General features: G+C 38.5%; 14 protein-coding genes, 2 tRNA genes and 3 rRNA genes. 9 read left to right on the plus strand and 10 right to left on the minus strand.

The annotated features are described in order from the left end of the window. Positions 1 to 80: 80 nt before the first annotated feature. Positions 81 to 662 carry a thioredoxin family protein gene (locus ACO05S_RS07050; protein WP_421920820.1) on the minus strand — a complete coding sequence of 194 codons (582 nt, stop codon included), beginning with the start codon at positions 660 to 662 and terminating at the stop codon, positions 81 to 83. Between the two features lie 218 nt (positions 663 to 880). On the opposite strand from ACO05S_RS07050, the gene ACO05S_RS07055 reads away from it, so the two are divergent. Further along, positions 881 to 1438: a hypothetical protein gene (locus ACO05S_RS07055; protein ID WP_421920821.1), complete on the plus strand. Its 558-nt coding sequence runs from the start codon at positions 881 to 883 to the stop codon at positions 1436 to 1438. A 71-nt stretch (positions 1439 to 1509) separates the two neighbouring features. On the opposite strand, the gene ACO05S_RS07060 is transcribed toward ACO05S_RS07055, so the two are convergent. Then, positions 1510 to 2694 (minus strand): exo-beta-N-acetylmuramidase NamZ family protein, encoded by a 1185-nt coding sequence (locus ACO05S_RS07060; RefSeq protein WP_421920822.1) that lies wholly within the window; start codon positions 2692 to 2694, stop codon positions 1510 to 1512. Positions 2695 to 2765: 71 nt separating this feature from the next. Here ACO05S_RS07060 and ACO05S_RS07065 point away from each other — a divergent pair, with 71 nt between their 5' ends. Continuing rightward, positions 2766 to 4007: an ABC transporter permease gene (locus tag ACO05S_RS07065; protein WP_421920823.1), complete on the plus strand. Its 1242-nt coding sequence runs from the start codon at positions 2766 to 2768 to the stop codon at positions 4005 to 4007. Between the two features lie 11 nt (positions 4008 to 4018). On the opposite strand, the gene ACO05S_RS07070 is transcribed toward ACO05S_RS07065, so the two are convergent. Continuing rightward, a complete protein-coding gene (locus tag ACO05S_RS07070; RefSeq protein ID WP_421920824.1) occupies positions 4019 to 7477 on the minus strand; it encodes a PEP/pyruvate-binding domain-containing protein in 3459 nt (1152 codons plus the stop codon). A 229-nt stretch (positions 7478 to 7706) separates the two neighbouring features. On the opposite strand from ACO05S_RS07070, the gene gdhA reads away from it, so the two are divergent. The 7 genes from gdhA to ACO05S_RS07105 all read left to right on the plus strand — a co-directional run bounded on the left by gdhA (position 7707) and on the right by ACO05S_RS07105 (position 16648). Beyond that, positions 7707 to 9053: an NADP-specific glutamate dehydrogenase gene (gene gdhA / locus ACO05S_RS07075; protein WP_421921280.1), complete on the plus strand. Its 1347-nt coding sequence runs from the start codon at positions 7707 to 7709 to the stop codon at positions 9051 to 9053. A 714-nt stretch (positions 9054 to 9767) separates the two neighbouring features. Continuing rightward, positions 9768 to 9983, plus strand: a complete 216-nt coding sequence (locus ACO05S_RS07080; RefSeq protein WP_421920825.1) for a hypothetical protein — start codon at positions 9768 to 9770, stop codon at positions 9981 to 9983. Positions 9984 to 10499: 516 nt separating this feature from the next. Further along, positions 10500 to 11387: a CPBP family intramembrane glutamic endopeptidase gene (locus tag ACO05S_RS07085; protein WP_421920826.1), complete on the plus strand. Its 888-nt coding sequence runs from the start codon at positions 10500 to 10502 to the stop codon at positions 11385 to 11387. 4 nt (positions 11388 to 11391) lie between these two features. Then, entirely contained in the window at positions 11392 to 12195 is an 804-nt protein-coding gene (gene blaOXA, locus ACO05S_RS07090; protein WP_421920827.1) for a class D beta-lactamase, read from the plus strand. 324 nt (positions 12196 to 12519) lie between these two features. After that, on the plus strand, positions 12520 to 14493 hold the full coding sequence (gatE, locus tag ACO05S_RS07095; RefSeq protein WP_421920828.1) for a Glu-tRNA(Gln) amidotransferase subunit GatE: 1974 nt from the start codon (positions 12520 to 12522) through the stop codon (positions 14491 to 14493). Next, the gene (gene gatD / locus ACO05S_RS07100; protein ID WP_421920829.1) at positions 14493 to 15875 is read left to right on the plus strand and encodes a Glu-tRNA(Gln) amidotransferase subunit GatD; all 1383 of its coding nucleotides are present in this window, start codon (positions 14493 to 14495) and stop codon (positions 15873 to 15875) included. Before gatE ends, gatD begins: the two co-directional genes overlap by 1 nt. Positions 15876 to 15988: 113 nt before the next feature. Then, the gene (locus ACO05S_RS07105; RefSeq protein ID WP_421920830.1) at positions 15989 to 16648 is read left to right on the plus strand and encodes an NUDIX hydrolase; all 660 of its coding nucleotides are present in this window, start codon (positions 15989 to 15991) and stop codon (positions 16646 to 16648) included. Here ACO05S_RS07105 and ACO05S_RS07110 read toward each other — a convergent pair. From ACO05S_RS07110 to ACO05S_RS07140, 7 genes are all read right to left on the minus strand, one after another. Then, positions 16625 to 18007 (minus strand): transglycosylase SLT domain-containing protein, encoded by a 1383-nt coding sequence (locus ACO05S_RS07110; RefSeq protein ID WP_421920831.1) that lies wholly within the window; start codon positions 18005 to 18007, stop codon positions 16625 to 16627. The two genes, ACO05S_RS07105 and ACO05S_RS07110, sit on opposite strands and share 24 nt — an antisense overlap. 136 nt (positions 18008 to 18143) lie before the next feature. Further along, on the minus strand, positions 18144 to 20123 hold the full coding sequence (locus ACO05S_RS07115) for a putative porin (protein WP_421920832.1): 1980 nt from the start codon (positions 20121 to 20123) through the stop codon (positions 18144 to 18146). Between the two features lie 207 nt (positions 20124 to 20330). Further along, positions 20331 to 20441 (minus strand): 5S ribosomal RNA (rrf, locus tag ACO05S_RS07120). 121 nt (positions 20442 to 20562) lie between these two features. Beyond that, positions 20563 to 23435: ribosomal RNA gene (locus ACO05S_RS07125) — 23S ribosomal RNA — on the minus strand. A 126-nt stretch (positions 23436 to 23561) separates the two neighbouring features. Further along, positions 23562 to 23635 (minus strand) — tRNA-Ala (locus ACO05S_RS07130). 103 nt (positions 23636 to 23738) lie between these two features. Beyond that, positions 23739 to 23812: transfer RNA gene (locus ACO05S_RS07135), tRNA-Ile, on the minus strand. Between the two features lie 147 nt (positions 23813 to 23959). After that, positions 23960 to 25485: ribosomal RNA gene (locus ACO05S_RS07140) — 16S ribosomal RNA — on the minus strand. The 16S, 23S and 5S rRNA genes sit together here with 2 tRNA genes alongside, the layout of an rRNA operon. Positions 25486 to 25508: the final 23 nt, after the last annotated feature.

Here is a 25508-nt window from a genome sequence, read left to right on the forward strand (position 1 = left end):
TAACAGCTAAAGCAAATATATAGAACACGGCTTCCAAGATTGGGAGCCGTTTTTCTTGTACCTTTCTGCTTATAGCATGATCAAACCAAATCGCATGCATCTGCTGGCATCCAGTGTTTGTCTTTTCCATCCCATTTTACATTACAACCAATAGGATTGGTAACAGGATTTGATACTTTATTATCTTGTAAGTATTCATCTATTGCGTTCTCCAAATTGCGCTCTGTAACTTTAGAAGTATCTTTTGGATTATCAACTGCCCTGCCTGTATATATTAGTTTTCTATTTTCATCGAATAAATAAAAATGTGGTGTCCTAAGCGCTCCATAACTTAAGGCCACGTCTTGCGATTCATCATATAAATATACCCAAGGAAAATCATTTTCTTCCATTCGGGTAACCATATGGTCGTAATCGTCTTCTTCGTATGTATTCGGTGAATTTGAATTAATTCCTACAAACTCAACACCATTTGGAATATATCTATCTGCTATGGCTCTTGTGTCCTCATCTGAACCTGTAACATAGGGACAGTGGTTACAGGTAAAAAAGACCACCAATAGTTTGGATGACTTAAAATCATTTAACTTATATCTAATACCATCCGTTGCAATCAAATTAAATTCTGGAGCTTTATCTCCAATTTGTAAGGTAAATGCCATTTTCAATTTAGTTTTAGTTCGTACTACACTAAAATTACCGATTATTTTGATGAGTTCTAAATAAATTATTCTCATTTTCTGCATTAAACTTCTATTAATTAAATATTATGCACTTCATTAAAATCATTTAATATTAACAGTCTTTTAATGGAGGATTTAGATACAACAGAATAGTATTTTTTAAACTTGTATACGAAACATTTCACAACTGTAAGAAGATGGAAAGTACTTTTAAGCGAGTAAATATTGACGAAGAAGTTGCTTTGAGTAAGGAAGTTGCACTCAATTCCGGTCAGGTTGATGATCAAATCACTGACTCTTTCCAATTGTATGAAATATCAAGAAAATTCGCACAGAAAGAAATTGTAGCCAGTAGTTTGGTTTACTCAATGAGGAGAAAGATGAATTTTCTTTACAATCAGCATTTGAGATTAATAAAGCCTATTCTAAATAAGTATCCAAGCTTTTGGAAATCATTAGAAAAGTCAGAACAAAACGCAAAAGCATTTACTGGTTGGCTAAATCATATGAAAAAATTCTATGATTTATTGATGAAAGATTCTAAATATCAAAAAGCTTTGGTCGAAAATAAAGTTAATTTAACCGATCTTAAGCAAGCGTATATACTTATTCCTGCTATTCAGCAGTCATATCGCAACTTATTAAAGTGTCAACTTCAAAAAAGAATTGCGAATAGACGTTTAAAGGATTTTGATTCAATAAGTGGAACTCAAGTACTCCAAACTGCTATGTATTTTGATAAGAAATCCCTCTGAAACAGGCCACCGGTTTTGTCAATTAAGTCGATACTACTTTCCTTTCGCCACCGGTGGTTCTGTTTCCGATTTCACCAATCAGGATAAATCAGATATTTTTTTCGAATTTGTTTGTAGGCCTCAAGTTTATCATGCCAGGACGCTCTAATGTCCTCTTCACTCATTCCTTTTTCTATTTGCTTCCGCAACACATTGCTTCCAGCCAGATTTTTAAAAAAAGCATTAAAAAAATTCGTATTTGCCGACAATTGCTGGTACGCCAGTAATAAATAGGATAAATCCAGTCTTTTCTTATTTCTAAACTCTTTTAATTCTATTTTGGACAAATCGACTCCATTGCAAATTTCACCCTTGAACTTTGGATACTTGCTTGCACCAGGAATGCTTTTAGGGGTGAAAGTAAAACCTGATGCCTTCATTTTAGGATGTCCAAAACATTGAAATGGCTGATCGGTACCTCGCCCTGCACTTACCACACTCCCTTCAAAAAAGCATAAGGATGGATACAAGGCTATGGACAAAGCATTTGGAAGGTTGGGAGATGGTTTTACAGGTAAATCATAAATTTGATTTCTATTCCAGTTCTTACAAGGTACTACCCTAAGATCGCATTGTAATTTTCCTTTAAGCCACAATTCCCCATTAATCATTTGTGCATATTCACCAATTGTTAATCCATACACAACCGGCACCGGATGCATCCCAACAAAAGATTCATAGTCTACATCCAAAACAGGGCCATCAACATAGTATGCATTCGGATTTGGCCTGTCTAAAATTAGCAAAGGAATGCTTTGCTCAGCACAAACTTCCATTACATAGTGTAATGTAGAAATATAGGTGTAGAATCGTACGCCCACATCCTGAATATCGAAAAGTATGATGTCGAGATCTTGAACTTCGTTTGCGCTGGGCTTAAAATGGTTTCCATATAATGAAACAATGGGAATACCTGTTTTTACATCCTTACTATTCTTCAGCTTTTCTCCGGCATCGGCTGTTCCTCTAAATCCATGTTCAGGACTAAATATTCTTTTGATATTGATCCCTTTGGAGAGCAAAAAATCAACCAAATGAATATTTTTAACCCAAGACGATTGGTTGCCAACAACACCAATCGACTTATTGGCTAAAATGGGTAGGTAGATATCATATCTTTCGGCAGCGGGTATTGGCCTCGCGTCCTTTTGAATTGCACATGACGAACTTCCATAAATCAAGCACATCAAAACTGTAAACAAATAATTTCTCACCATATTTCTCTTTTCGATTTTTGATTAGATGAAATTACTACTTTTGTGTTAATCTTAACAAAAAGAATATCAATTTGAATCTGGAATTATTTATAGCCAACAAGATTACTACTGGTGAAAAAGGCGAAATAAAAATGTCTCGCCCGATTATTAAAATTGCCAAACTTAGTATTTCCCTTGGAATCAGTGTAATGATTTTAGCCATTGCCATAGTTACCGGTTTTAAATCAGAAATTACAAACAAAGTAACTGGTTTCGGATCTCACATTCAGATTACCAATTACGATAACAACTCCTCTTTTGAGACACAACCCATCAGCAAGAGTATCATCGACACGAAGTTAATTAAACAAATCCATGGTATTCGTCATATCCAATCATTTGCCACAAAACCTGGAATTCTGAAAACAAAATCGGAAATACAAGGCATAGTTTTAAATGGAGTAGGGAACGATTTTGACTGGAGCTTTTTTGAAAAGAATCTGGTTGATGGAGACATTTTCCAACTTGGAGAAAAGAAAACTAATCAAATTCTAATATCCAAAAAGCTTTCAAAGCTTTTACAAGTAAAAGTTGGCGATAAAATATCCGTTTTCTTTATTCAGCAACCACCACGCGAAAGAAGATTCCGGATCTCGGGCATCTACAATACCGGAATGGAAGAATTCGACAAACTTTTTTTGGTTTGCGATATGCGTCATATTCAAAAACTGAATGATTGGAACGAAGATCAGATAAGTGGATATGAAGTGTTTATTGAAGATTTTAATGAAATATCGAAACTTACCTACCTGGTAAAACAAAGCACAGCTAGCTCTTTTACACAAGAAGGTGGTAGTATAAAAGTTCGAAATATTATTAGAAAATATCCTCAAATTTTTAGTTGGTTGGAAATGCTGGACATCAATGTTTGGATTATTCTTACACTAATGGTTCTGGTGGCAGGTATCAACATGATATCCGGATTGCTCATCATCATATTGGAAAAAACCAACATGATCGGAATTTTAAAGGCATTAGGCACTTCAAATTGGTCGATCCGTAAAATATTTTTGTACCAGGCAAGCATGATTATTGGAAAGGGAATGCTTTGGGGAAATGTTATTGGGATAAGTATATGTATTATTCAGCACTACTTTGAAATTATCCCTTTAGATCCAACCAATTATTACGTTAACACCGTACCCATAAATTTAAAACTTAGTCATTTGATATTATTGAACATTGGCAGTGCAATTGCCACAGTTTCCATGTTGTTAATTCCTTCCTATTTAATCAGCAAAATCAGTCCGGCTAAAGCAATTCGATTCGATTAATTATACCAGTTTTATTTCTGCCAACTGGCAACCGCCAAGCTTTTCTTACCATCCATTTTTATGGTAAGAGCTTTCTTAAACCTTACATGTTTTACGGCTCCATATTCAGCAATCAGATCTTGCTGGCTCAATAATTCATAGTCCACAAACGAAGTTTTGGAATGGTGATGTATTGAGCAATATCCAATATTCATTGAGGTTACATTGTGAAAGAAATGCGAGCCCGATGAAGCCTCCAATGGATAATCAGAAAAACTGGTCTCTACAATCAATTTTGAATTCGAAATATCATTCCATTTTACAGGAATCCCAATCCATCGATCTCTGGTACCCCATCTTCCAGGTCCAATTAACACATAGTTTTTATCCTTCAATTTCATTTTTTCGTTCACCGAAGAAATTATCCTTGCAATTTCGGGAGTCATTTCTTTTTTAAATCGGCCTGGATCAATGTAAATTACATCACAAACATGATCTACCAGTCCGTTTCCCATACTCATTTCGGAGAGCAGCATTAATTTCTTTGGATCTACCTGGTCTATATCCACATTATAATCTTCCACATTGCCAATTAAAGGTTTAATTTGCAACAAATAAAAAGACGCCTTTCCTTCCTTATCTTTTGTCAAGTCAACTGCAAATTCAATTTCAATAGGCGATCCCATGGCCTCTTTTACAATATCCAAAACCAATTCGATGGTTTTGGCCAACGGAATATGGTCGTATTTTAGGATATTGGCGAAATTTACAATTCGTGGTCCGTAGGAATCTAATCCCGGACTAATGGTATCGTTCAACGAATTGTAAACCGAAGCACAATGAGTAAGGTTTCCATGCTCCTCTGCAACATCAATTTCCAAACGAATTAATCCTGCAGTTTCGCCTTCCAGCAGATCAACATCTTTCTTTTTTAAATCGATTGCATAAAATTCTACTTGAGAGTTTTTAAACTGATCTTTAGGCGAATTGTTTTCAATATTTGGGAAAATCGGTGAAAACCTACAGGCTTTTTCTCCATCAACAACATATTTTCCCAATCCTACTGCAATAACAGCATAGCCCTCCTCGGGTTTCATATGCCCGTAAGGGTAATAATTGTAGGATTGAGCCACTCCCGAAATGTGGGGGTAAAAAGTATCTTCGTACCGATTGCCTACAACTTCTTGGATGACTACACCCATTTTTTCCTCTTCAAGTTTGTAATTTAAGGCCTGAACATTGGCGCGAGATTCCTCGGAGAAGATGGAAGCATACACCAACTTTATGCCATCGGTAACCTGCTTTACACGCTGATTTAAATCGGGATGATTGTTGGGAACCAAATAGGTTTGGAATACACCTGCCACAGGCTGTAATAAAGAATCTTCAAACAATCCTGAAGAACGAATGGCCAATGGCTGATTAAAATTCATTAACATGATCCTGATTTTCTGTACCAACCTTATGGTAAGGTCAGAAGCCAAAAACAATCGCTGTATCTCTTTAAAGTCGGGCATGTCTTTCGTCCTATCCAATAGATTATTTCTATCGATAAAGGATTCATACTCATCAACACCAATAACAGCTGTCATAGGTGCTTTAATGTTAATGTCTTTGATGTATCTACTTAATTCGAGATTAAACAACATGGAGTTGATAAATGCCAATCCTCTACCCTTTCCTCCTAACGAACCGGTTGAAAGAGTAACAATATTGTTGGCATTAAGCACCTGGTCGGAATTAAACTCAACCACCTTCCCTTTATTTTTCTCGTTACGATAATTTTGAATCACATTAATCAGGTAATCGCGAAGGTCTTCGGCTGATTTGAAATCCCCAATTTTATAGGGAGCAATCATTTTGGCAATGCGAATTTCGCCTCGTGCCATCAGCCAAAGCGAAAAATGATTCTTATTGGCATGATAAACCAACGATTCTGAAGGAATGTGGTAAAGATATTCCTCAAACTCTTTTAATGATTTTGCCGTTGCAATTTCATTTCCATCAGCATCTTTGTATATAAAATCGCCAAATCCCAGAAACTGGCGAATAAACAAGCGGATATCATGACGCAAGGTTTCTGAGTTCTTATTAATGAAGCTACATTTGAGTGTAAAAGCATGAGCTGCATTGGTAACATCCGAAGACTGCAAAATCACCGGAAGGTTAGGATATTCGCCTTTAATCTCCTTTACCAATTGAATTCCTGCATCCTCTTCAAAAACACCTTGTTTCGAAAACTTCACATCCGAAATTAAACACAACAAATACTCTTTAAACTTGTAGTAAATGTTCATTGCCTCTTCGTAATTCGAAGCCAATAAGATTTTCGGGCGCGCTCTTAACCTTAAAATTTTGTATTGTGCATCGGTACTAACATCATCAATAATTCGTTGGGTTTGTGCCAGAACGCTTTGGTAAAGCATTGGCATATACCGTGAATAATATTTGGTTGAATCCTCCACCAATAAAATCACCCTCGAAAGTCCAATTTTTGTATCATTATCAACATTCACTTTGTCTTCCAACGATTTAATCATGGCAAAAAACACCTGCGATTCACCATTCCATACAAACAATTTATCAACTGCTTTCAGTTCATTTCTTTGTTCTTCGAACAATGCAATATCAGCATCATTATTTAAAAGAAGAAAAATAGAAATGTATGGAAACTGGCTCTTAATTTTCTCGCTATATTCCATCGGGGTTTTCTTGTCCACACCAACCATCAGGATAATCATATCGAAATGCTTACTGTGCAATTGCTCCATGGTTTCTTCAAGAGTAGACACTCCGGTAATACGAGGCATAGAGGTAAGATTCAATTGCTGATATTCACCTGAAATCTGCTCTGCAAATCGCCCTTCCCTCTCAATGCAATAGGCATCGTATAAATTCGCCACCAAGAGAATTTCTTTCACCTTAAAAGGCATTAAATCATGATAAATATCTCTATCCGCATTGTTTTTATTCAGGAAGTTCTGAAGAAGTTTACGATTGGTTACAGGAACATAAGGGCCAATAATTTCCTTTTTTTCCTCCTTTTTCTTTTTTACTTGCGTAAGCAACTGCTTGCCGGTCTCACTATTGATGTATCCAACAATAATATTAGCAAGATTCTCAATCAAGTGTCTTTCTTCTTTCAAGAAAGGACCTTCATCCAGATTCTGAAATTTTTTTACGTAACAGATCTCAATTCTTCCACTTTTGTTGTCGATGGTTAAAAATTCCTGGGTCATGGTCCACTGCGACAATCTAAAACCCGAGCTTAGATATTCGCTTCCGTCAAAAATTATTCTGGCTACGGTAAACTCAGGATACTGCCAGGCTTTCGGAAGTATAAAGCAAATTTGCTGTAAGGTATCTTCAATAGATCTTCCTTCCTTAATAATACCTGTGGTTTGATTAATTGCAGCAAGTTCTTTAAGTCTTTCGATATTCTCTGCAATAATTCTGTTAATACCTTGATTATTATCTGATTCTGAATTCATAGGTGCGAGGCTTACTTAGATACAATAAAAATTAAATCATAAAATTCAATTCTTTAGCGCAAAAAACGGACTCTTTTAAAATTAAGGATTTTAAACGAATATAACAGCTTGACCTTGAACGAATTCTTTCATACCTTTAATCAATCGAGCAGTAATACAAGCATCTGCTTTCATATTTTACCCAAAATAATATTCATGTCTAACTTAAACAATTTGCATCATGACAACCATGTTCAAAGCCCCATCCAGTAAAGAATTTATGGATAATCTTATTAGTAGAACACCCGGTGAGACTGAATTTCATCAGGCAGTTCACGAAGTTGTAGAATCTTTGGTTCCTTTTCTGGAGGAAAATCCTAAGTACAGAACAGCAAAAATTTTAGAGCGCATTTCAGAGCCTGAAAGAGTAGTTATATTCAGAGTTCCATGGGTTGATGACAAAGGAGAAGTGCAGATAAACAGGGGGTATCGAGTAGAGATGAACAGCGCAATTGGGCCTTACAAAGGAGGGCTTCGCTTTCACCCTACGGTAAATCTTGGTATTCTAAAATTTTTAGCCTTCGAGCAAGTTTTTAAAAACAGTTTAACCACTCTGCCAATGGGTGGTGGTAAAGGAGGATCAGACTTTGATCCCAAACAAAAATCGGACGGCGAAGTAATGCGATTCTGCCAAAGCTTTATGACCGAGTTATCGAAACACATTGGCCCGAATACTGATGTTCCTGCCGGAGATATTGGTGTTGGTGGTCGCGAAATTGGTTTCATGTTTGGACAATACAAAAGGCTGCGTAACGAATTTACAGGTGTTCTTACCGGTAAAGGAGCCGAATGGGGAGGAAGTTTAATTCGTCCTGAAGCAACCGGATACGGTAATGTTTATTTTGCCGAAGAAATGCTGAATGCCAAGGGGGACAGTTTAAAAGGCAAAATTGTAAGTGTATCAGGATCGGGAAATGTGGCTCAGTTTACAGTAGAAAAAGTAAACGAACTTGGTGGAAAAGTGGTTACCCTATCCGATTCTTCGGGATTTATTTATGATCCGGATGGAATAGATGAAGAAAAACTGACTTATGTGATGCGTTTGAAAAACGTAAAACGAGGCAGAATTGAAGAATATGCTAAAAAATACAATGTTGGATACTTCCCAGGTGAAAGACCTTGGGGTGTAAAATGTGATGTTGCCTTACCAAGTGCAACTCAGAATGAAATTAACGATGAAGAGGCTAAAATTTTAATTGAAAATGGTTGTATTTGCGTTTCGGAAGGAGCCAATATGCCATCAACTCCCGAGGCCATTGAAGTTTACCTGAAACATGAAATCTTATTTGGCCCTGGTAAAGCAGCAAATGCAGGTGGTGTTGCAGTTTCAGGATTGGAAATGTCGCAAAATGCTATGCGCTTAAGTTGGACTCGCGAAGAAGTAGACAATCAGCTAAAACGCATCATGAAAGATATTCATACTACCTGTATTCGATACGGTAAAACCTCAAATGGTTTTGTGAACTACGTAAATGGTGCAAATATTGGAGGCTTTGTAAAAGTTGCCAATGCTATGATTGCGCAAGGAATTGTATAACTAACCTGATTGGTAATATTTAAAATGAGCTTGTTCCCATTACGGAGCAAGCTTTTTTATATCCCTAATCTCAACTCTGAATCAAAAACATTGATATTTAACGTGAGTTCGACGTAAAATTCGTTCACAGTTTGCACTGATTTTGAGTAGAAATTTTATCAAATTTTCGAAGGAATATCGGGATATTTCAAGAAGATTTGAGGAAATTTATGCCGAAAGCAGGCAAACACATAATGGAAAGTTCTCTTTACGACATCTTCACATTAAAAATTCCTCAAAATAGCACGCTATTCTTTCCAAATTTTTAATGCAAATCTATCCCAAATATAACTTTCTGTGGATAGAATTTTACGTCGAACTCACGTTATTTAATCCCAATTGTATTTTAAAAGATCTGATGAATCAGTTTGCCTGTTTCAATAATTGATTCCGATACCGACTCACAGCGTGTTTTTTATGGAGCGTTTAAAGCGCAAGATGCATTAGTATGTCCTGCCATCTGAGCTGTTCGAGCAGGCATTGTTTCACTATTTGTTGATAAGTGCATCGTTCTACCTGTCATCTGCACCCTTCGATCTGCCAAGTGCACCCTTCGTGTTGAAAAATGCATTGTTCGTGTTAATAGATGCACCGTTCTACCTGCCATCTGCGCCGTTCTACCTGCCAAGTGCAAGGTATTTGTTGATATCTGCACCGTATTTGTTAATAAGTGCAATGCATTTGACAGGAAGTAGGGAAGCAATGCCAGGTGGAACAGCACTTTTATCAGGAAGTAGGGAAACAATGGCAGGTAGAAGCATGCATATTGCAACAATTATGAGAACAATGGCAGGTAGAAGAGTACAGACAACAGGTCTCTCGTCACAATTGTCAGGTAGAAGAGTGCAGACGACAAGTAGAAAGGGTACAGCAATACAATGTTTGGATTAGGCACCCTTAGGCATAAAAACAACTTAGGTGCTTTCTGCTGCATGCTTTTATGAAAGAATCGATATCCCCACTGGAGTGAAATTATCAAACTCTCAAACTTGTTGTGGTTCTTTTGAAATCATGCTGATTCATGCCAGTATTGGTATAAAATCAATCTGATTTTTTTGACGGTAGAGACGCCTAAATTAGTTGTGTCTGCTACATGCTTATAATAATCGGGATATTTATACAAAGTCGCAATTTTGCAATACCATAATTAACGTTAGTTCGACGTAAAATAATAGTATTCAAAGTGTTCCCAATCTTGCTATTGATGCCTTGCTGTTGTTTAAAACATATGGACATAGTTTAGGCTATGCCTCTGTTTTTTGCCTTATCTATGCTCAAAATCAGTGCAAACTGCGACCATATTTTTAGTCGAACACAGCTTATTAAAACTGGTATTATTTCGGAGAAATCAAAAATGTTTGAAATTATTCTGCTAATTTTAAATCTCTTATTAAATCCTGTACAATTATGAACCAAATGAACTTAAACCCAGTCATCAAACAAGGATGGCTGCGTGCAATTTTAATTATTATCCCCTTTTTTATTGCATCTGCAATCTTTCAGGCAATTGGAGTTATGATTCACGCCGCTGTAACCGGCCAGCTTGATATTAACAGTCTTCAAAATATTAACATGTCGAGTGGAATCATGCTAACAGCACAATTTTCCGGAACTTTTGCCACATTAGCTATAGTTTGGATCTTTACACGATTCATCGATCGAAAAAGAATGCTTGATTTGGGATTTTCGATAAAGAACAGAACGAAAGATATCATTTACGGTTTGCTTGCCGGATTTTTAATGATGGGGTTTGGTACAATTATTCTGCGAGCAACTGGCAACCTTAGCATCCATTCGGTTCATTTTGCTTTACAGAGCTTTTTGCAATCTGTATTTCTATTTGTACTTGTATCTGTAAACGAAGAGGTTTTGGTACGCGGATATATTCTTCCCAATTTTATGGATTCTATGAACAGGTATCTGGCCCTGGTTCTTTCTTCCTTAATCTTTACAGGATTACATTTGTTCAATCCAAATCTATCATTTTTGGGAGTTACAAATATTTTTCTTGCCGGAATGCTATTAGGAATTGGGTACATTTTCACGAAAAACTTATGGTTTCCACTGGCATTGCATTTTAGCTGGAACTTTTTTCAAGGACCTATTTTTGGATTCGAAGTAAGTGGTGCAAATACCGAAACTATAATCACTCAAAGCATAGCAGGCAATGATTGGCTAACTGGTGGTAAATTTGGTTTCGAAGGATCATTACTGGCCAGTATTCTTTGTACAGCCTGTATCATTCTGTTTTGGTATATCTATAAAAAACAAGATTACAGATTGCAAAAATCCTAAACTGATGACAAAACTTCTTTCCCTAATCGTTCCTTTCCTACTGGTATCCTGCAACATTCAGGAAAAATCGATTCTAGATCAATACTCACCAAAGGATATTAAAAACATTTTTGACCATGAGAATGTTAAAGCTTGCTTTATCATTTATGATTTAAAGGCCAACAAATCGCTGATTCACAATCAGGAGCGAATAGATTCGTTATTTCTGCCTGCTTCCACTTTCAAAATTATTAATTCGCTGATTGCGTTGGAAACCGAGGTGATTAAAAATGAAAAGGAAATCATCAAATGGGACGGACAAAAAAGATTTATTGATTCATGGAATCAAGATCATAACTTAGCATCAGCAATAAAAAATTCTGTTGTTTGGTTTTACCAGGAGCTGGCAAGAAGGATTGGCAAAGAAAGAATGAGTTATTGGCTTAAGAAAGCAGAATATGGTAATCAAAATATTGGTGGCAAAATAGATTTTTTCTGGTTGAATGGAGATATTAGAATTACAACAAATCAGCAGATTGATTTTCTGAAAAGGCTGTATTTAAATCAGCTGCCTTTTTCACAAAAAAATCAGGAAACAGTAAAGGATATTTTAATCGTTGAACAGACAAAGAATTACACCATACGAGACAAAACCGGATGGGCTATGCGCAGCAAGAATCAAATAGGATGGTATGTTGGTTATTTGGAAAATAAAAATAAGGTATACTTTTTTGCTCTTAATATGGATATTAAAAACTCCAAGCAAGCAAAAAAGCGAACAGCCATCACCAATAAAATTCTAGAAACTTTAAAATTAACACATTTGTAAGCCAATTGGTGAAAGTCTAAAGTAAGGAGCAAGATTAAAATAATGGCTAAACAAACAGGTTAATAATTATTTTGATCTTGTGGCTTAGGTCTGACAAATGAAAAACATTATAACCAGCAATAAAGTATATCAAAACCACTTTTATTAAGCTTGTTTTTTACAGCAACTGCTTGCTTTGCCAATACTACCAATTATTTTGATTCGTGATTGGTACGATACCGGTATTATCAATTAACTAGATTGATTATTTGTAATAACCTGTCATTTATCATTTCCTGTGATATAAATTATACGTAATTTTTGTGCTTATTAATTTAACCTGAAATGAGTACGAAAATCACACCCAAACAAAATTATGAACTCACCCGACAACAAATTGGCTATGTAGACAGAAGGTTTGCAAAACCTGAAGACTATCGTCGAATTGGATTTAAGTCGGGTTTAGAAGTTCATCAACAACTTGCTACCAAAGAGAAGTTGTTTTGTCATTGCCCTTGTGGGGTATTTCAAAAAAACGAAGATTACGATGCCGAAGTAATCCGACACATGCGACCTGCCATGAGTGAATTGGGAGGATACGATGGAACGGCACTTATGGAGTTTAAAACCCGTAAGAACATAATTTATCGGATCAACAACGAAACGGCATGTACCTACGAAGTGGATGATACACCACCATTTAAAATTAATCCTGAAGCATTAGAAATTGCACTTAAAATATCCTTGCTCAGCAAGTTGAATATTGTAGGTGAAGTACATATTACCCGTAAGCAATATCTGGATGGAAGTATCCCAACCGGATTTCAACGAACTGCAATTCTTGGTGTAAATGGTCACATTCAACTTGGCAACAAAAAAGTAAATCTGATTCAGTTGAGTATCGAAGAAGATTCGTGCAGAGAAATTGCTGATATCGGTCACGAAAGATGGTACAAAACAGACCGCTTAGGGATGCCCCTAATAGAAACGGTTACTGCCCCCGAACTGGTAAATCCCGATGAATTGAGAGAAGCTGCTGAGTACATTCGCTTCTTAAACAGAAGCACAGGTTTGGTACGAACCGGAATGGGAGCCGGGCGCGAAGATGTAAATGTGAGCTGTCGTGGCGGTTCCAGAGTCGAAATCAAAGGGGTAGCCCACAACAAGTGGATTCCCGAACTTTCGCATAACGAAGCCTTTAGGCAATGGGCATTGCTTCACATCAGAAAATTATTGATGGAAAGAATAACAAAGGAAAAGTGGCAGGCCAAACACATGGAATTAGATCCCCATGAGTTTAAATTCACGTATCTACCATTGGTTGAATGCAAAGAGAAAAAGCACAAAATCGTTGCTATTAACCTGCCTGAGTTTAAAGGATTTCTTTCACATTTTACACAGCCAAACCAAGTTTTTGCTAATGAAATCTCGCAAAGATTAAAAGTGATTGCTTGTATCGAGAAACCAAACATGGTGCACTCAGAGCAGGAAGAGTGGGTTATTTCGGATCATGATTTTGCCACCCTAAGAACCAAAATGGGTGCAAAAAACAATGATGCACAAATCATAATCTGGGGTCCAGGAGAGGATATGGAAACAGCAATTGAAACCGCAATTGAACGTTGTGAAATGATTTTTGAAGGGGTTCCGAATGAAACCAGAAAATCACTCCCTGATGGCACTACCATATTCGAAAGAGTGCTGCCCGGAGCAGATAGAATGTATCCCGATACGGATTCATGCCCAATTCCACTATCCGATGAATACATCGCCCAATTAGGTAAAGATTTACCGCAAGACATATCAGAGAGAATTGAATTGCTAAATAAATGGGAAGTACCCAAGGATGCGTACCATTTTATTTTGAGTAAGAATATATTCCCTGTAATAGAAGAAATTTGCGAACGCTTTAAGTTCGATCCAAAACGTGTATCAATTTTCTTTGGTCATACTTATAAAAATATTTTAGGAAAACAGAAGGTTCATACCGATTTTAGTTACAGAAAATTGGTAGGCCTATTTAAATTTATCCACGAGAAAGATTTGCACATTAATATTGCAAAGTACTTGCTGCCAATACTGTATCAAAATCCGAGTATGGAATTTAATTCTATGCTAACCGCTTTAAAATTTAAGAAACGTAGTTTGGATGAATTAATTGCTCCAATCGACTTCCTTACTGAAAAATTCCGTGACATCAAGAAAACAGATGATCAGGATGAAGCTGCTAACTGGATCATGGGACAACTTCACAAACAGGCTATTGGAAATATTGAATTAAGAGACTTAAGAGAAATCATTGATAAACGCTTACAATAATGGAAGATCTTTTTCAAGGATATAAGGGCGATGCTCTGGAAACCCTAAAAAAATATAATGTTCGCGTATGGGGACAAACACATATCGTAACAACCAGAGGTGAATTTGACGGAACAATTTTGCCACGTGCCGAAAATGACGACGACCAGCACATCGTATTAAAAATAGCTACTGGCTACAACATTGGAATTAATGTAACAACCATTAAGGAAATGAAGGAAAAAGGCTACAAAAAAGCCAATTACAAAGTTCCGGAAAAAGAATTTCCTTACACCGATGGCCAGCCAAAAGTAAAACTATTTGGCACTGGGGGAACCATTGCCTCGCGCCTGGACTATAGAACGGGTGCTGTTATACCAGCCTTTTCTCCGGGAGAATTGTACGGATCGGTTCCCGAATTGGCCGATATCTGTAACTTAAGCACAGAAAAAGTATTTGCTGTATTTAGCGAGAACATGGGACCACAACAATACATTTCGTTGGCCATTGCCATTGGCAAGGAAATAGAAAATGGTGTAGATGGAATCATCATTGCGCATGGAACCGATACGCTGCATCATACAGCAGCCGCACTTACCTATATGGTTCAAAATTTACCTGTTCCTGTAGTTTTGGTAGGTTCGCAAAGATCATCAGACCGACCATCCTCCGATGCTGCTTTAAACCTGATGCATTCCGCAATTGCAGCTGGTCATGGAGATATCGCTGAGGTTATGGTTTGTATGTTCGGTCCAACATCCGATGAGTATGGATTTCTTCACCGAGGTACCAGAGTACGTAAAATGCACTCAAGTTATCGTTCTACTTTCAGAACATTAGGAGATACACCATTGGCAACAGTTACAAGAAAAGGCGTGAAAGCCATCAAGAAAAAATACAATCACCGCCGAAAAGACAAGAATGTGAAAATTGTTCCATATTTCGAAGAAAAAGTAACAATCCTTTACTATTATCCTAACATGCAACCTGATGTAATTGATGCCTTGGTTGCTTGCGGATATAAAGGAATCATTATTGCTGGGACAGGGCTTGGGCATGTAAACAAACCCGTGTATCCGGCCTTAAAACGAGCGGTTGAAAATGGTGTTCATATCTTCATGACTGTTCAAACCCTATGGGGATACACCCATATGTTTGTATATGATACCGGTAGAGATTTAATGGCCATGGGTATTGTTCCGTTAGACAATATGCTACCCGAAGCAGCTTACATTAAATTGGGCTGGGCACTGGGGCAAACCAACAATAGAAATGAGATAATTGATTTGATGCAAACTCCAATAAACGATGAGATAACGAAACGAGAGCCATACAATGGTTACCTACTTTATCAAGGAGGGGTTCCCGAAGTTGAACAGTTCGTTAAAAATTTTAGGAAATAATCTAAGCCTGGTCATATGCCAGGCCTTTCTATGATTTCAGTAAAGATTAATCATTTATTGACACCTCAGGAAAACTTTATTTCTATCTTTAAGTAAGATTTGAAAAAGGTTTTATGAGTTTATTAGATACTACTTTTGATTTAGAGGTGTTCAAAGCACAGTTGAATAAAGAACTTAATAAAGGTCTTCCTGGTTTCGGTGCGCAAAAAATAATGTCACCCTCAATTCGTGAACATGCCCTAAAAAAAAGTGATCCTTCTATAGCTATGGATAGCAGTGTACTTTTACTTTTCTATCCAAAGAATGGTCAACTGTATCTCCCTTTTATCAAAAGAACTTCTGGCAACACCAGTCATAGTGGACAAATCAGTCTTCCAGGCGGCAAATACGAAGAGAGTGACACCAATAGGACTGTAACTGCCATTCGTGAAACCAACGAAGAACTTGGTGTAGATTGTAAGAAGATTAAGATATTAGGATTCTTAACCGAATTGTATATTCCGGTAAGCAATTTTATGGTTCTCCCTGTTTTGGGATATTGCAAACAGCGTCCTAAGTTCAAAATGAATCCGTTCGAGGTGGAAGAAGTAATTGAGATGCCTGTTTCAGAACTTCTATCCGAAGACAATATTTCTGAATTTAGCTTTACTGCAAATAAGCTTGCAATAAACGCCCCATACTTCGATGCCAATGGGCACAAAATATGGGGAGCAACTGCAATGATTTTATCTGAACTTCGTGAGTTGTTTCTACGTGCTGACCTGATCCGTTAAAGCCATATTTTTATAATGCTTATATCGATCGAGGATCTTGATTACATACCAATAAGGTTCCCGGCCTCGGCAATATCCGTATTTTACCACCGGATCATTATAAAACTCAGGTTTCGATTTATTCAAAAGATAATAATCTACACTTCCTTTCCATTGATCAGGATTTTTTCCATTCTTTTGTGCCAATCTACGTGCATCAAGAATATGTCCCAATCCAACATTGTAGGATGCCAACAAGAACTCTAGCTTATCCGTTTTATCTACAAGAGTCTTATCAAGCTTATCCTCTAAGTATTTTAGGTGTTTTACACCAGCCTCTACATTCTCCTGTGGTGATGAAAGTGTATCAACATCATACCTGTAGGCAGTTTCAGGCATTAGCTGCATCAAACCAAAAGCACCAACCCATGAACGAGCTTCAGGATTAAAATTTGATTCCTGATACACAAGTGCTGATAGCAACCTCCAGTCCCAGCCAATCACTTTGGCATTTTTCTTTAGCAATTCGTCATACTCCGAAATCTTACCACTTTTCAAGGTAAAATATTCACTTTGAAGCATCTGTTCAATTCTACTACTTTTAAAATACCTCCTGTAAATCATTCGATATTCTTTTGTCTTTTGGAAGTCAATCAACCACATATTGATATCCTTTGTTAATTGGTCTGTACCTTTTCGTAAGGCCCAAGCCAAATTCTGAGGATCACTCAAATGAGTTTGGATATCAATATGCGGATAATAGCTTTGATTGACCATCGCTACATTTTCATCCGCAATTGTATATGAAATTTCTCTGTTCGCTACTTTCGAGATTAACTCCTCGACTTCAATTTTATCAACAGGAATAATTTTAATATCATCATTACCAGTATTTGAAATTGTATGCAATCTCTCTTCAAATGATGATCCTTTAGGTACATGGATTTGTTTCCCAAACAGTTGAGATTTTTCGCTCACATAACCTACTGGGTGAACTGAATCATTAATTTGGATTAATACCTGACGCGATTGGCTATGTGGTACCGTGAAATTAAATTTCTCTACTCGATCATCGGTTACCGCCAAGTTCATACCTAACAAATCCACATCACCATGTTCCAAAGCATTAAAAGCTGAAACCAGATCATTATTCACTGTTAGTTCAAGTTTTACATCCAAATGCTTAGCAAGAGCTTTTAGCATTTCATACTGAAAACCCATAGTTCTTCCCTTATAGATAAAGTAGTTGGTAGAATTGTAATCAGTAATCACTCTTAGTTTACCACGCAATTTTACATGCTTTAATTCCACAACAGGTTTCTCCTGCATTTCCACCTGAACCAGCTTACGTTGTTGATTACACGTCTGCAGAAATATCATGAAAATGACAGGTATAAGTAGCTTAATATATTTTACTTGTAACATAAAATTCTCCCTTCCTAATATTAAATTAGAAATAATCAGGTCTCGAACCAAGAAATATTTGATTTATATTCTTGGTTATTTTTAAGAATTCTTAATTGTAAAAAGTCCAAATCAAACCATACTTCAACATTGATGGATTGATTGGATAATGAAGTGCTGAAAAATAGTTTTTACTACCAATAGAAGCGTTGGCATGTTCATACATGATAAATAATCGCGTTCGTTTAATTCTAAAATTAAAGTACACATTCACTTTAGGATAATCTCCCAGTTCCTTTTCGTTTTGCAAATAGAACTGTCCTGTAGCAGGCATATAATTGGGAGAATAAAAACTTGTATTATAGCGAATCGACACACCAGTTTGTAATCCTAGTGCCCCGTCAAAAAACTCATTTTTATAATAGTTATTACTATAGATCGATAAAGATGGGAGTGGTAAAATACTTTCGTTCGAACTATTTTGACCAACCAAGCTTTGGTTTAGATAAAAGTTCCCCAACTTAAAATCTTTCTGTAAATAACCAGTTAAAACAGAAATTCCACTACTAGCTTGCTCAGGTGTAGCTTGCAAACCAAAATAGGTATAATTGTCTATCTGACTGAACTTTGCTCCAATTTTAAATTTATATTTCTTATTAAAATACTCAGCCCCAACGCACAATTCAGTTCTTTTATCAAGATCTAAATCCCATTGCTGATGATTTCCGTAATACTTCTCCAAAATAAAATCCGGAGTTGTTGATTCTAATCTTCCCGAAAGCTTAAAACCATTTCCTGAATCCTTTTGACCTATCCATTTTGTCATTTGGTAATCCAGTTCGAAATCATTTTGCCGATATCCTTCAAAAACAAACTTACCGACCGCTTTCCAATTTAATGATCCTCCAGATAAACTAAATAAGCTGGCAATAAGTTCATTGTTGTGGATGTTCTCATCTTTTTGCTGCCATGCATATTGAGATACATTTCGCCTAAGATTATATTTCAAAAATTCACTTTCAATTCCAAACCTGGCTCCTAAACGAATCCATTTATTCTCATTTTCATTAAAAACAATCTGAAAAGTATTCTTAATCGATGATTGCTCAACCTTATCAAAGGTTGTATTTTGATCCAAGAAAAAATTAGTACCATAATAATCTGTATTCAGATTATCATCCTTATACTGCCAACTATTATTCTCATAGCTTAAAGTGTACAATAGGTCAATCGGATACGAGTAGGTAGTATCTTTCTCAAATACAATTTCTTTTTCCTTTCCAATGCCATAAGACTGGTTTATGAACAAATTAAAATTTGTCAATTTGGATCTTGCATCAGTTAGATTAACTTGAATATTCTCTGCTTCTTCATCGGTATCTGTAATTAACGAATCCCTAATTACTCCACCATTTTCAGCCGCACTTATACGATTCACGTTAAGCACCATGTTCATGGCATAATTTGTTTTTTTATAGCTAGAAAAAATCGTAAAATCGTATAATTTTGTTTTTTGATTTTGATATTGACCATCACTTGATATCAAATCGTAGCTTATTCCAACATTCCAATTGGGATTAATATTTTGAGTTTGCAATACTCTTAGTAAATTTTCGGATTGCCCCTTTGGGCCGCCTGTTTCATAAAATAATCTCGTGTAAGGAGTAGTAGTATTAAAATACACAATATCATCAGGCTTTAACATATAAGCTCGATAAGGTTTAAAAAACAAGAAGTTTTCCTTATTTGTTCTATCAATATAAATATTGCTTTGATATGCTGATCCTAAATTCCCTAAATACGAATTTGAAATACTTGTTTGATAAATAGGATTGTAGTTTTGAATTTCTCCTAATATGGTATCCAACTTGAATGATTCAATACTAGAATTCATATGAGTTAATTTCCAAGCTTTAATAACCGATTCCACATTATATCCAAGACTATCCAACATACCTGAATCATCCTTATTTTGTTGTTGCCTTATCTGTCTGCCATCTGGTCCAATTGTAGCTCCAGTTAATTCTCTTTGTGCAAAAGAAGTTACCGAAAACCCAAATAAGAGAACTATTATTATGAAATATGTTTTCATAGCGTACAAAGATATACAAACTGAAGTGAACTTAAACAGAATGAATGCAAATATAGGTTAAAAAACATTAAGCATTAGTTAATGAATCCTAATTGCAGATAAAGAAGAATTATACCTCTTCTTCTTGTGTAATTATTGTAGTAATAATTATATAAATTCATGTATATAAAAAAGAGTCTCATTCCATCAGGAATAAGACTCTTTAAAGGTTGGCGTCGACCTACTCTCCCACATCTCTGCAGTACCATCGGCGCTAACGGGCTTAACTTCTCTGTTCGGAATGGGAAGAGGTGGAACCCCGTCGCTGTAAACACCTAAAATCGTTGTTGACTTTTCATTGTTAATCATCTCTTTTGTGATTAACTGTCAATCTAATATCATAGACATATTGAAAATAAAGTAAAAATAACCGCCGTTCGATTCAGCGATTGACCTCGCCACTCAGAAGCTTTCGGGTAATTAGTATTGCTCGACTTTGATGTTACCACCTTTACATCTGCAACCTATCAACGTTATCGTCTCTAACGACCCTTAAAGGAAATCTCATCTTGAGGTAGGCTTCGTGCTTAGATGCTTTCAGCACTTATCCCTGCCCAACGTAGCTACTCTGCTATGCAGCTGGCGCCACAACAGATACACCAGAGGTTAGTCCAACCCGGTCCTCTCGTACTAGAGTCAGATCCTCGCAAATTTCCAACGCCCACAACAGATAGGGACCGAACTGTCTCACGACGTTCTGAACCCAGCTCGCGTGCCACTTTAATGGGCGAACAGCCCAACCCTTGGGACCTTCTCCAGCCCCAGGATGTGACGAGCCGACATCGAGGTGCCAAACCGCTCCGTCGATATGAGCTCTTGGGAGCGATCAGCCTGTTATCCCCGGAGTACCTTTTATCCTTTGAGCGATGGCCCTTCCATACGGAACCACCGGATCACTATGCTCTACTTTCGTACCTGATCGACCTGTTTGTCTCACAGTCAAGCACCCTTGTGCCATTGCACTCTTCACACGATTACCAAACGTATTGAGGGTACCTTTAGAAGCCTCCGTTACTCTTTTGGAGGCGACCACCCCAGTCAAACTACCCACCACACACTGTCCGTCGTTAGACGTTAGACTTCAGATAAGCAAAGGGACGTATTTCAAGGATGACTCCAGAACCCCTGGCGAGGCCCCTTCATAGTCTCCGTCCTATCCTACACATCACTTACCCAAAATCAATGTGAAGCTGCAGTAAAGGTTCACGGGGTCTTTCCGTCCCGTTGCGGGTAATCGGCATCTTCACCGATACTACAATTTCACCGAGCTCATGGCTGAGACAGTGCCCAGATCGTTACACCATTCGTGCAGGTCGGAACTTACCCGACAAGGAATTTCGCTACCTTAGGACCGTTATAGTTACGGCCGCCGTTTACTGGGGCTTCATTTCAGATCTTCGCCGAAGCTAAACCCTCCACTTAACCTTCCAGCACCGGGCAGGTGTCAGGCCTTATACGTCATCTTTCGATTTTGCAAAGCCATGTGTTTTTGGTAAACAGTCGCCTGGGCCATTTCACTGCGGCCTCCCGAAGGAGGCGTCCTTTCTCCCGAAGTTACAGGACCATTTTGCCGAGTTCCTTAGCCATGAATCACTCGAGCGCCTTAGTATTTTCTACTTGACTACGTGTGTCCGTTTGTGGTACGGGTTTCTATTACCTGATGCTTAGAGGTTTTTCTTGGAAGTAAAATTACACGCACTATCAGCGCTGCCGTAGCATTGCTGTACTATCAGATTTCAGCTCAAAGACCGGATTTACCTGGCCCTCTCATAGCATACGTCATTCAACGAACTATTCCGTCAGTTCGCGGCGTTGTCATCTCTTCGTCACCCCATCGCAGTAATAGAAAGTACCGGAATATTAACCGGTTGTCCATCGAGTTCGCCCTTCGGCTACCCCTTAGGTCCCGACTTACCCTGATCCGATTAGCGTTGATCAGGAATCCTTAGTCTATTGGCGTGCGGGTTTCTCGCCCGCATTATCGTTACTTATGCCTACATTTGCTTTTCTAAAAGCTCCACAATACATTACCATACTGCTTCTGCGCCGTTAGAATGCTCCCCTACCAGTTAGAATAATTTCTAAATCCATAGCTTCGGTGGTATGTTTATGCCCGATTATCATCCACGCAAGATCGCTCGACTAGTGAGCTGTTACGCACTCTTTAAATGAATGGCTGCTTCCAAGCCAACATCCTAGCTGTCTAAGCAATCTCACCTCGTTTGTTCAACTTAACATACACTTGGGGACCTTAGCTGATGGTCCGGGTTCTTTCCCTCTCGTCTGTGGACCTTAGCACCCACAGGCTCACTGCCAGATATAAGTTATAGCATTCGGAGTTTGTCTGGATTTGATAGGCGGCGAAGCCCTCGCATCCAATCAGTAGCTCTACCTCTATAACTCTCGACTCTGACGCTGCACCTAAATGCATTTCGGGGAGTACGAGCTATTTCTCAGTTTGATTGGCCTTTCACCCCTACCCACAGTTCATCCGAACACTTTTCAACGTGTGACGGTTGGGCCCTCCACTCTGGTTTAACAGAGCTTCAGCCTGACCATGGGTAGATCACCAAGTTTCGCGTCTACCCCCACTAACTTTACGCCCTGTTCAGACTCGCTTTCGCTTCGACTTCGCACCTGAAGTGCTTAATCTCGCTAGTGAGGAGTAACTCGTAGGCTCATTATGCAAAAGGCACGCAGTCACACCATAAAGGTGCTCCTACCGCTTGTAGGCGTACGGTTTCAGGTACTCTTTCACTCCTCTGTTCGAGGTGCTTTTCACCTTTCCCTCACGGTACTTGTTCGCTATCGGTCTCTCAGGAGTATTTAGCCTTACCAGATGGTCCTGGCTGATTCACACAGAATTCCTCGTGTTCCGCGCTACTCAGGATACTACTAGAATTACTTCGCTTACGTGTACGAGACTATCACTCTCTTTGGCTTGTCTTTCCAAACAATTCCACTTCACTTAGTTCTTCATATTGCAGTCCTACAACCCTGACATTGCCGAAACAATATCAGTTTGGGCTAATCCCCGTTCGATCGCCACTACTAGGGGAATCACTTTTGTTTTCTTCTCCTCCGGGTACTTAGATGTTTCAGTTCTCCGGGTTTGCCTCCTTTTCAGGATACTCATTGCTGAGTGGGTTGCCCCATTCGGAAATCTACGGATCAAAGGTTATTTGCACCTCACCATAGCTTATCGCAGCTTATCACGTCCTTCTTCGCCTCTGAGAGCCCAGGCATCCGCCATACGCCCTTAATTACTTCTTTTTGTGCCAATAAAAGTATTAAACTTTCATCACGAAATCAATCGTTGTTTCTTTACTTTGGTTACTTCTACTTTACTACTTTCAATATGTCAAAGAACTTTTAAAATACACCATTTTGTATCTTTCGTGGAGAATATCGGAGTCGAACCGATGACCTCTTGCGTGCAAGGCAAGCGCTCTAGCCAGCTGAGCTAATCCCCCATATTACGTTTCACTTATTTAATTAATAATGAATATTGTGTAATTAATAATTACAACAGCTTTCCATTGTTAATTATTAATTGATAATTATTAATTAAACCTGTAGTCCTGCGCAGATTTGAACTGCGGACCCCTACATTATCAGTGTAGTGCTCTAACCAACTGAGCTACAGGACTAAATTAATAATCCATATGCTAGCGGTTAATCACCCTAACGCTATGGGTTATGGTATATTAAAATGAAAACAAGTAAAAAGTCAGGCAAAACAGAACAATACTCTGTCTTATCACCATAAACATTTTGTCGATATCCTGAATCTCCAGAAAGGAGGTGTTCCAGCCACACCTTCCGGTACGGCTACCTTGTTACGACTTAGCCCCAGTTACCAATTTTACCCTAGGTCGATCCTTAACGGTTACGAACTTCAGGTCCCCTCGGCTTCCATGGCTTGACGGGCGGTGTGTACAAGGCCCGGGAACGTATTCACCGTATCATTGCTGATATACGATTACTAGCGAATCCAACTTCACGGAGTCGAGTTGCAGACTCCGATCCGAACTGAGACCAGCTTTTGAGATTAGCATCCTGTCACCAGGTAGCTGCCCTTTGTACTGGCCATTGTAACACGTGTGTAGCCCTGGACGTAAGGGCCGTGCTGATTTGACGTCATCCCCACCTTCCTCTCACCTTACGGTGGCAGTCTCGCTAGAGTCCTCAGCATTACCTGATAGCAACTAACGATAGGGGTTGCGCTCGTTATGGGACTTAACCCGACACCTCACGGCACGAGCTGACGACAACCATGCAGCACCTTGTAATTTGCTCCGAAGAGAAGATCCGTTTCCAGATCAGTCAAACTGCATTTAAGCCCAGGTAAGGTTCCTCGCGTATCATCGAATTAAACCACATGTTCCTCCGCTTGTGCGGGCCCCCGTCAATTCCTTTGAGTTTCATTGTTGCCAACGTACTCCCCAGGTGGATTACTTAATGCTTTCGCTCAGTCGCGCACGGTGTATCGCGCACAACGAGTAATCATCGTTTACGGCGTGGACTACCAGGGTATCTAATCCTGTTCGCTCCCCACGCTTTCGTCCATCAGCGTCAATATCAGTTTAGTGAGCTGCCTTCGCAATCGGTGTTCTACGTTATATCTATGCATTTCACCGCTACATAACGTATTCCGCCCACCTCAACTAAATTCAAGACCTGCAGTATCAATGGCAGTTTCACAGTTGAGCTGTGAGATTTCACCACTGACTTACAAGCCCGCCTACGGACCCTTTAAACCCAATAAATCCGGATAACGCTCGAATCCTCCGTATTACCGCGGCTGCTGGCACGGAGTTAGCCGATCCTTATTCATACGGTACATTCAAACACCTACTCGTAGATGCAATTATTCCCGTAAAAAAGCAGTTTACAACCCATAGGGCAGTCATCCTGCACGCGACATGGCTGGTTCAGGCTTGCGCCCATTGACCAATATTCCTCACTGCTGCCTCCCGTAGGAGTCTGGTCCGTGTCTCAGTACCAGTGTGGGGGACTATCCTCTCAGACCCCCTAAACATCATCGCCTTGGTAAGCCCTTACCTTACCAACAAGCTAATGTTACGCATGCCCATCTTGTACCCCAAAAAGGTTTAAATCATCTCCCATGCGAAATATGATTGTTATGCGGTATTAATCCGGATTTCTCCGGGCTATCCCCCTGTACAAGGAAGGTTGCATACGCGTTACTCACCCGTGCGCCGGTCGTCATCTACTGCAAGCAGTAATGTTACCCCTCGACTTGCATGTGTTAGGCCTGTCGCTAGCGTTCATCCTGAGCCAGGATCAAACTCTTCGTTGTATAAAAGTTTTTATAAATTCTGT

Source organism: Marinifilum sp., from assembly GCF_965230805.1.
In the GTDB taxonomy this organism is placed as follows: domain Bacteria; phylum Bacteroidota; class Bacteroidia; order Bacteroidales; family Marinifilaceae; genus Marinifilum.

What these genes read in the sequence shown, in the direction of transcription:
- ACO05S_RS07050 (WP_421920820.1), bottom strand. Translation starts at nt 662, where the DNA reads ATGGCATTTACCTTACAAATTGGAGATAAAGCTCCAGAATTTAATTTG.
- ACO05S_RS07055 (WP_421920821.1), top strand. Translation starts at nt 881, where the DNA reads ATGGAAAGTACTTTTAAGCGAGTAAATATTGACGAAGAAGTTGCTTTG.
- ACO05S_RS07060 (WP_421920822.1), bottom strand. Translation starts at nt 2,694, where the DNA reads ATGGTGAGAAATTATTTGTTTACAGTTTTGATGTGCTTGATTTATGGA.
- ACO05S_RS07070 (WP_421920824.1), bottom strand. Translation starts at nt 7,477, where the DNA reads ATGAATTCAGAATCAGATAATAATCAAGGTATTAACAGAATTATTGCA.
- gdhA (WP_421921280.1), top strand. Translation starts at nt 7,707, where the DNA reads ATGTTCAAAGCCCCATCCAGTAAAGAATTTATGGATAATCTTATTAGT.
- ACO05S_RS07080 (WP_421920825.1), top strand. Translation starts at nt 9,768, where the DNA reads ATGCATTTGACAGGAAGTAGGGAAGCAATGCCAGGTGGAACAGCACTT.
- ACO05S_RS07085 (WP_421920826.1), top strand. Translation starts at nt 10,500, where the DNA reads ATGAACCAAATGAACTTAAACCCAGTCATCAAACAAGGATGGCTGCGT.
- blaOXA (WP_421920827.1), top strand. Translation starts at nt 11,392, where the DNA reads ATGACAAAACTTCTTTCCCTAATCGTTCCTTTCCTACTGGTATCCTGC.
- gatE (WP_421920828.1), top strand. Translation starts at nt 12,520, where the DNA reads ATGAGTACGAAAATCACACCCAAACAAAATTATGAACTCACCCGACAA.
- gatD (WP_421920829.1), top strand. Translation starts at nt 14,493, where the DNA reads ATGGAAGATCTTTTTCAAGGATATAAGGGCGATGCTCTGGAAACCCTA.
- ACO05S_RS07105 (WP_421920830.1), top strand. Translation starts at nt 15,989, where the DNA reads ATGAGTTTATTAGATACTACTTTTGATTTAGAGGTGTTCAAAGCACAG.
- ACO05S_RS07110 (WP_421920831.1), bottom strand. Translation starts at nt 18,007, where the DNA reads ATGATATTTCTGCAGACGTGTAATCAACAACGTAAGCTGGTTCAGGTG.
- ACO05S_RS07115 (WP_421920832.1), bottom strand. Translation starts at nt 20,123, where the DNA reads ATGAAAACATATTTCATAATAATAGTTCTCTTATTTGGGTTTTCGGTA.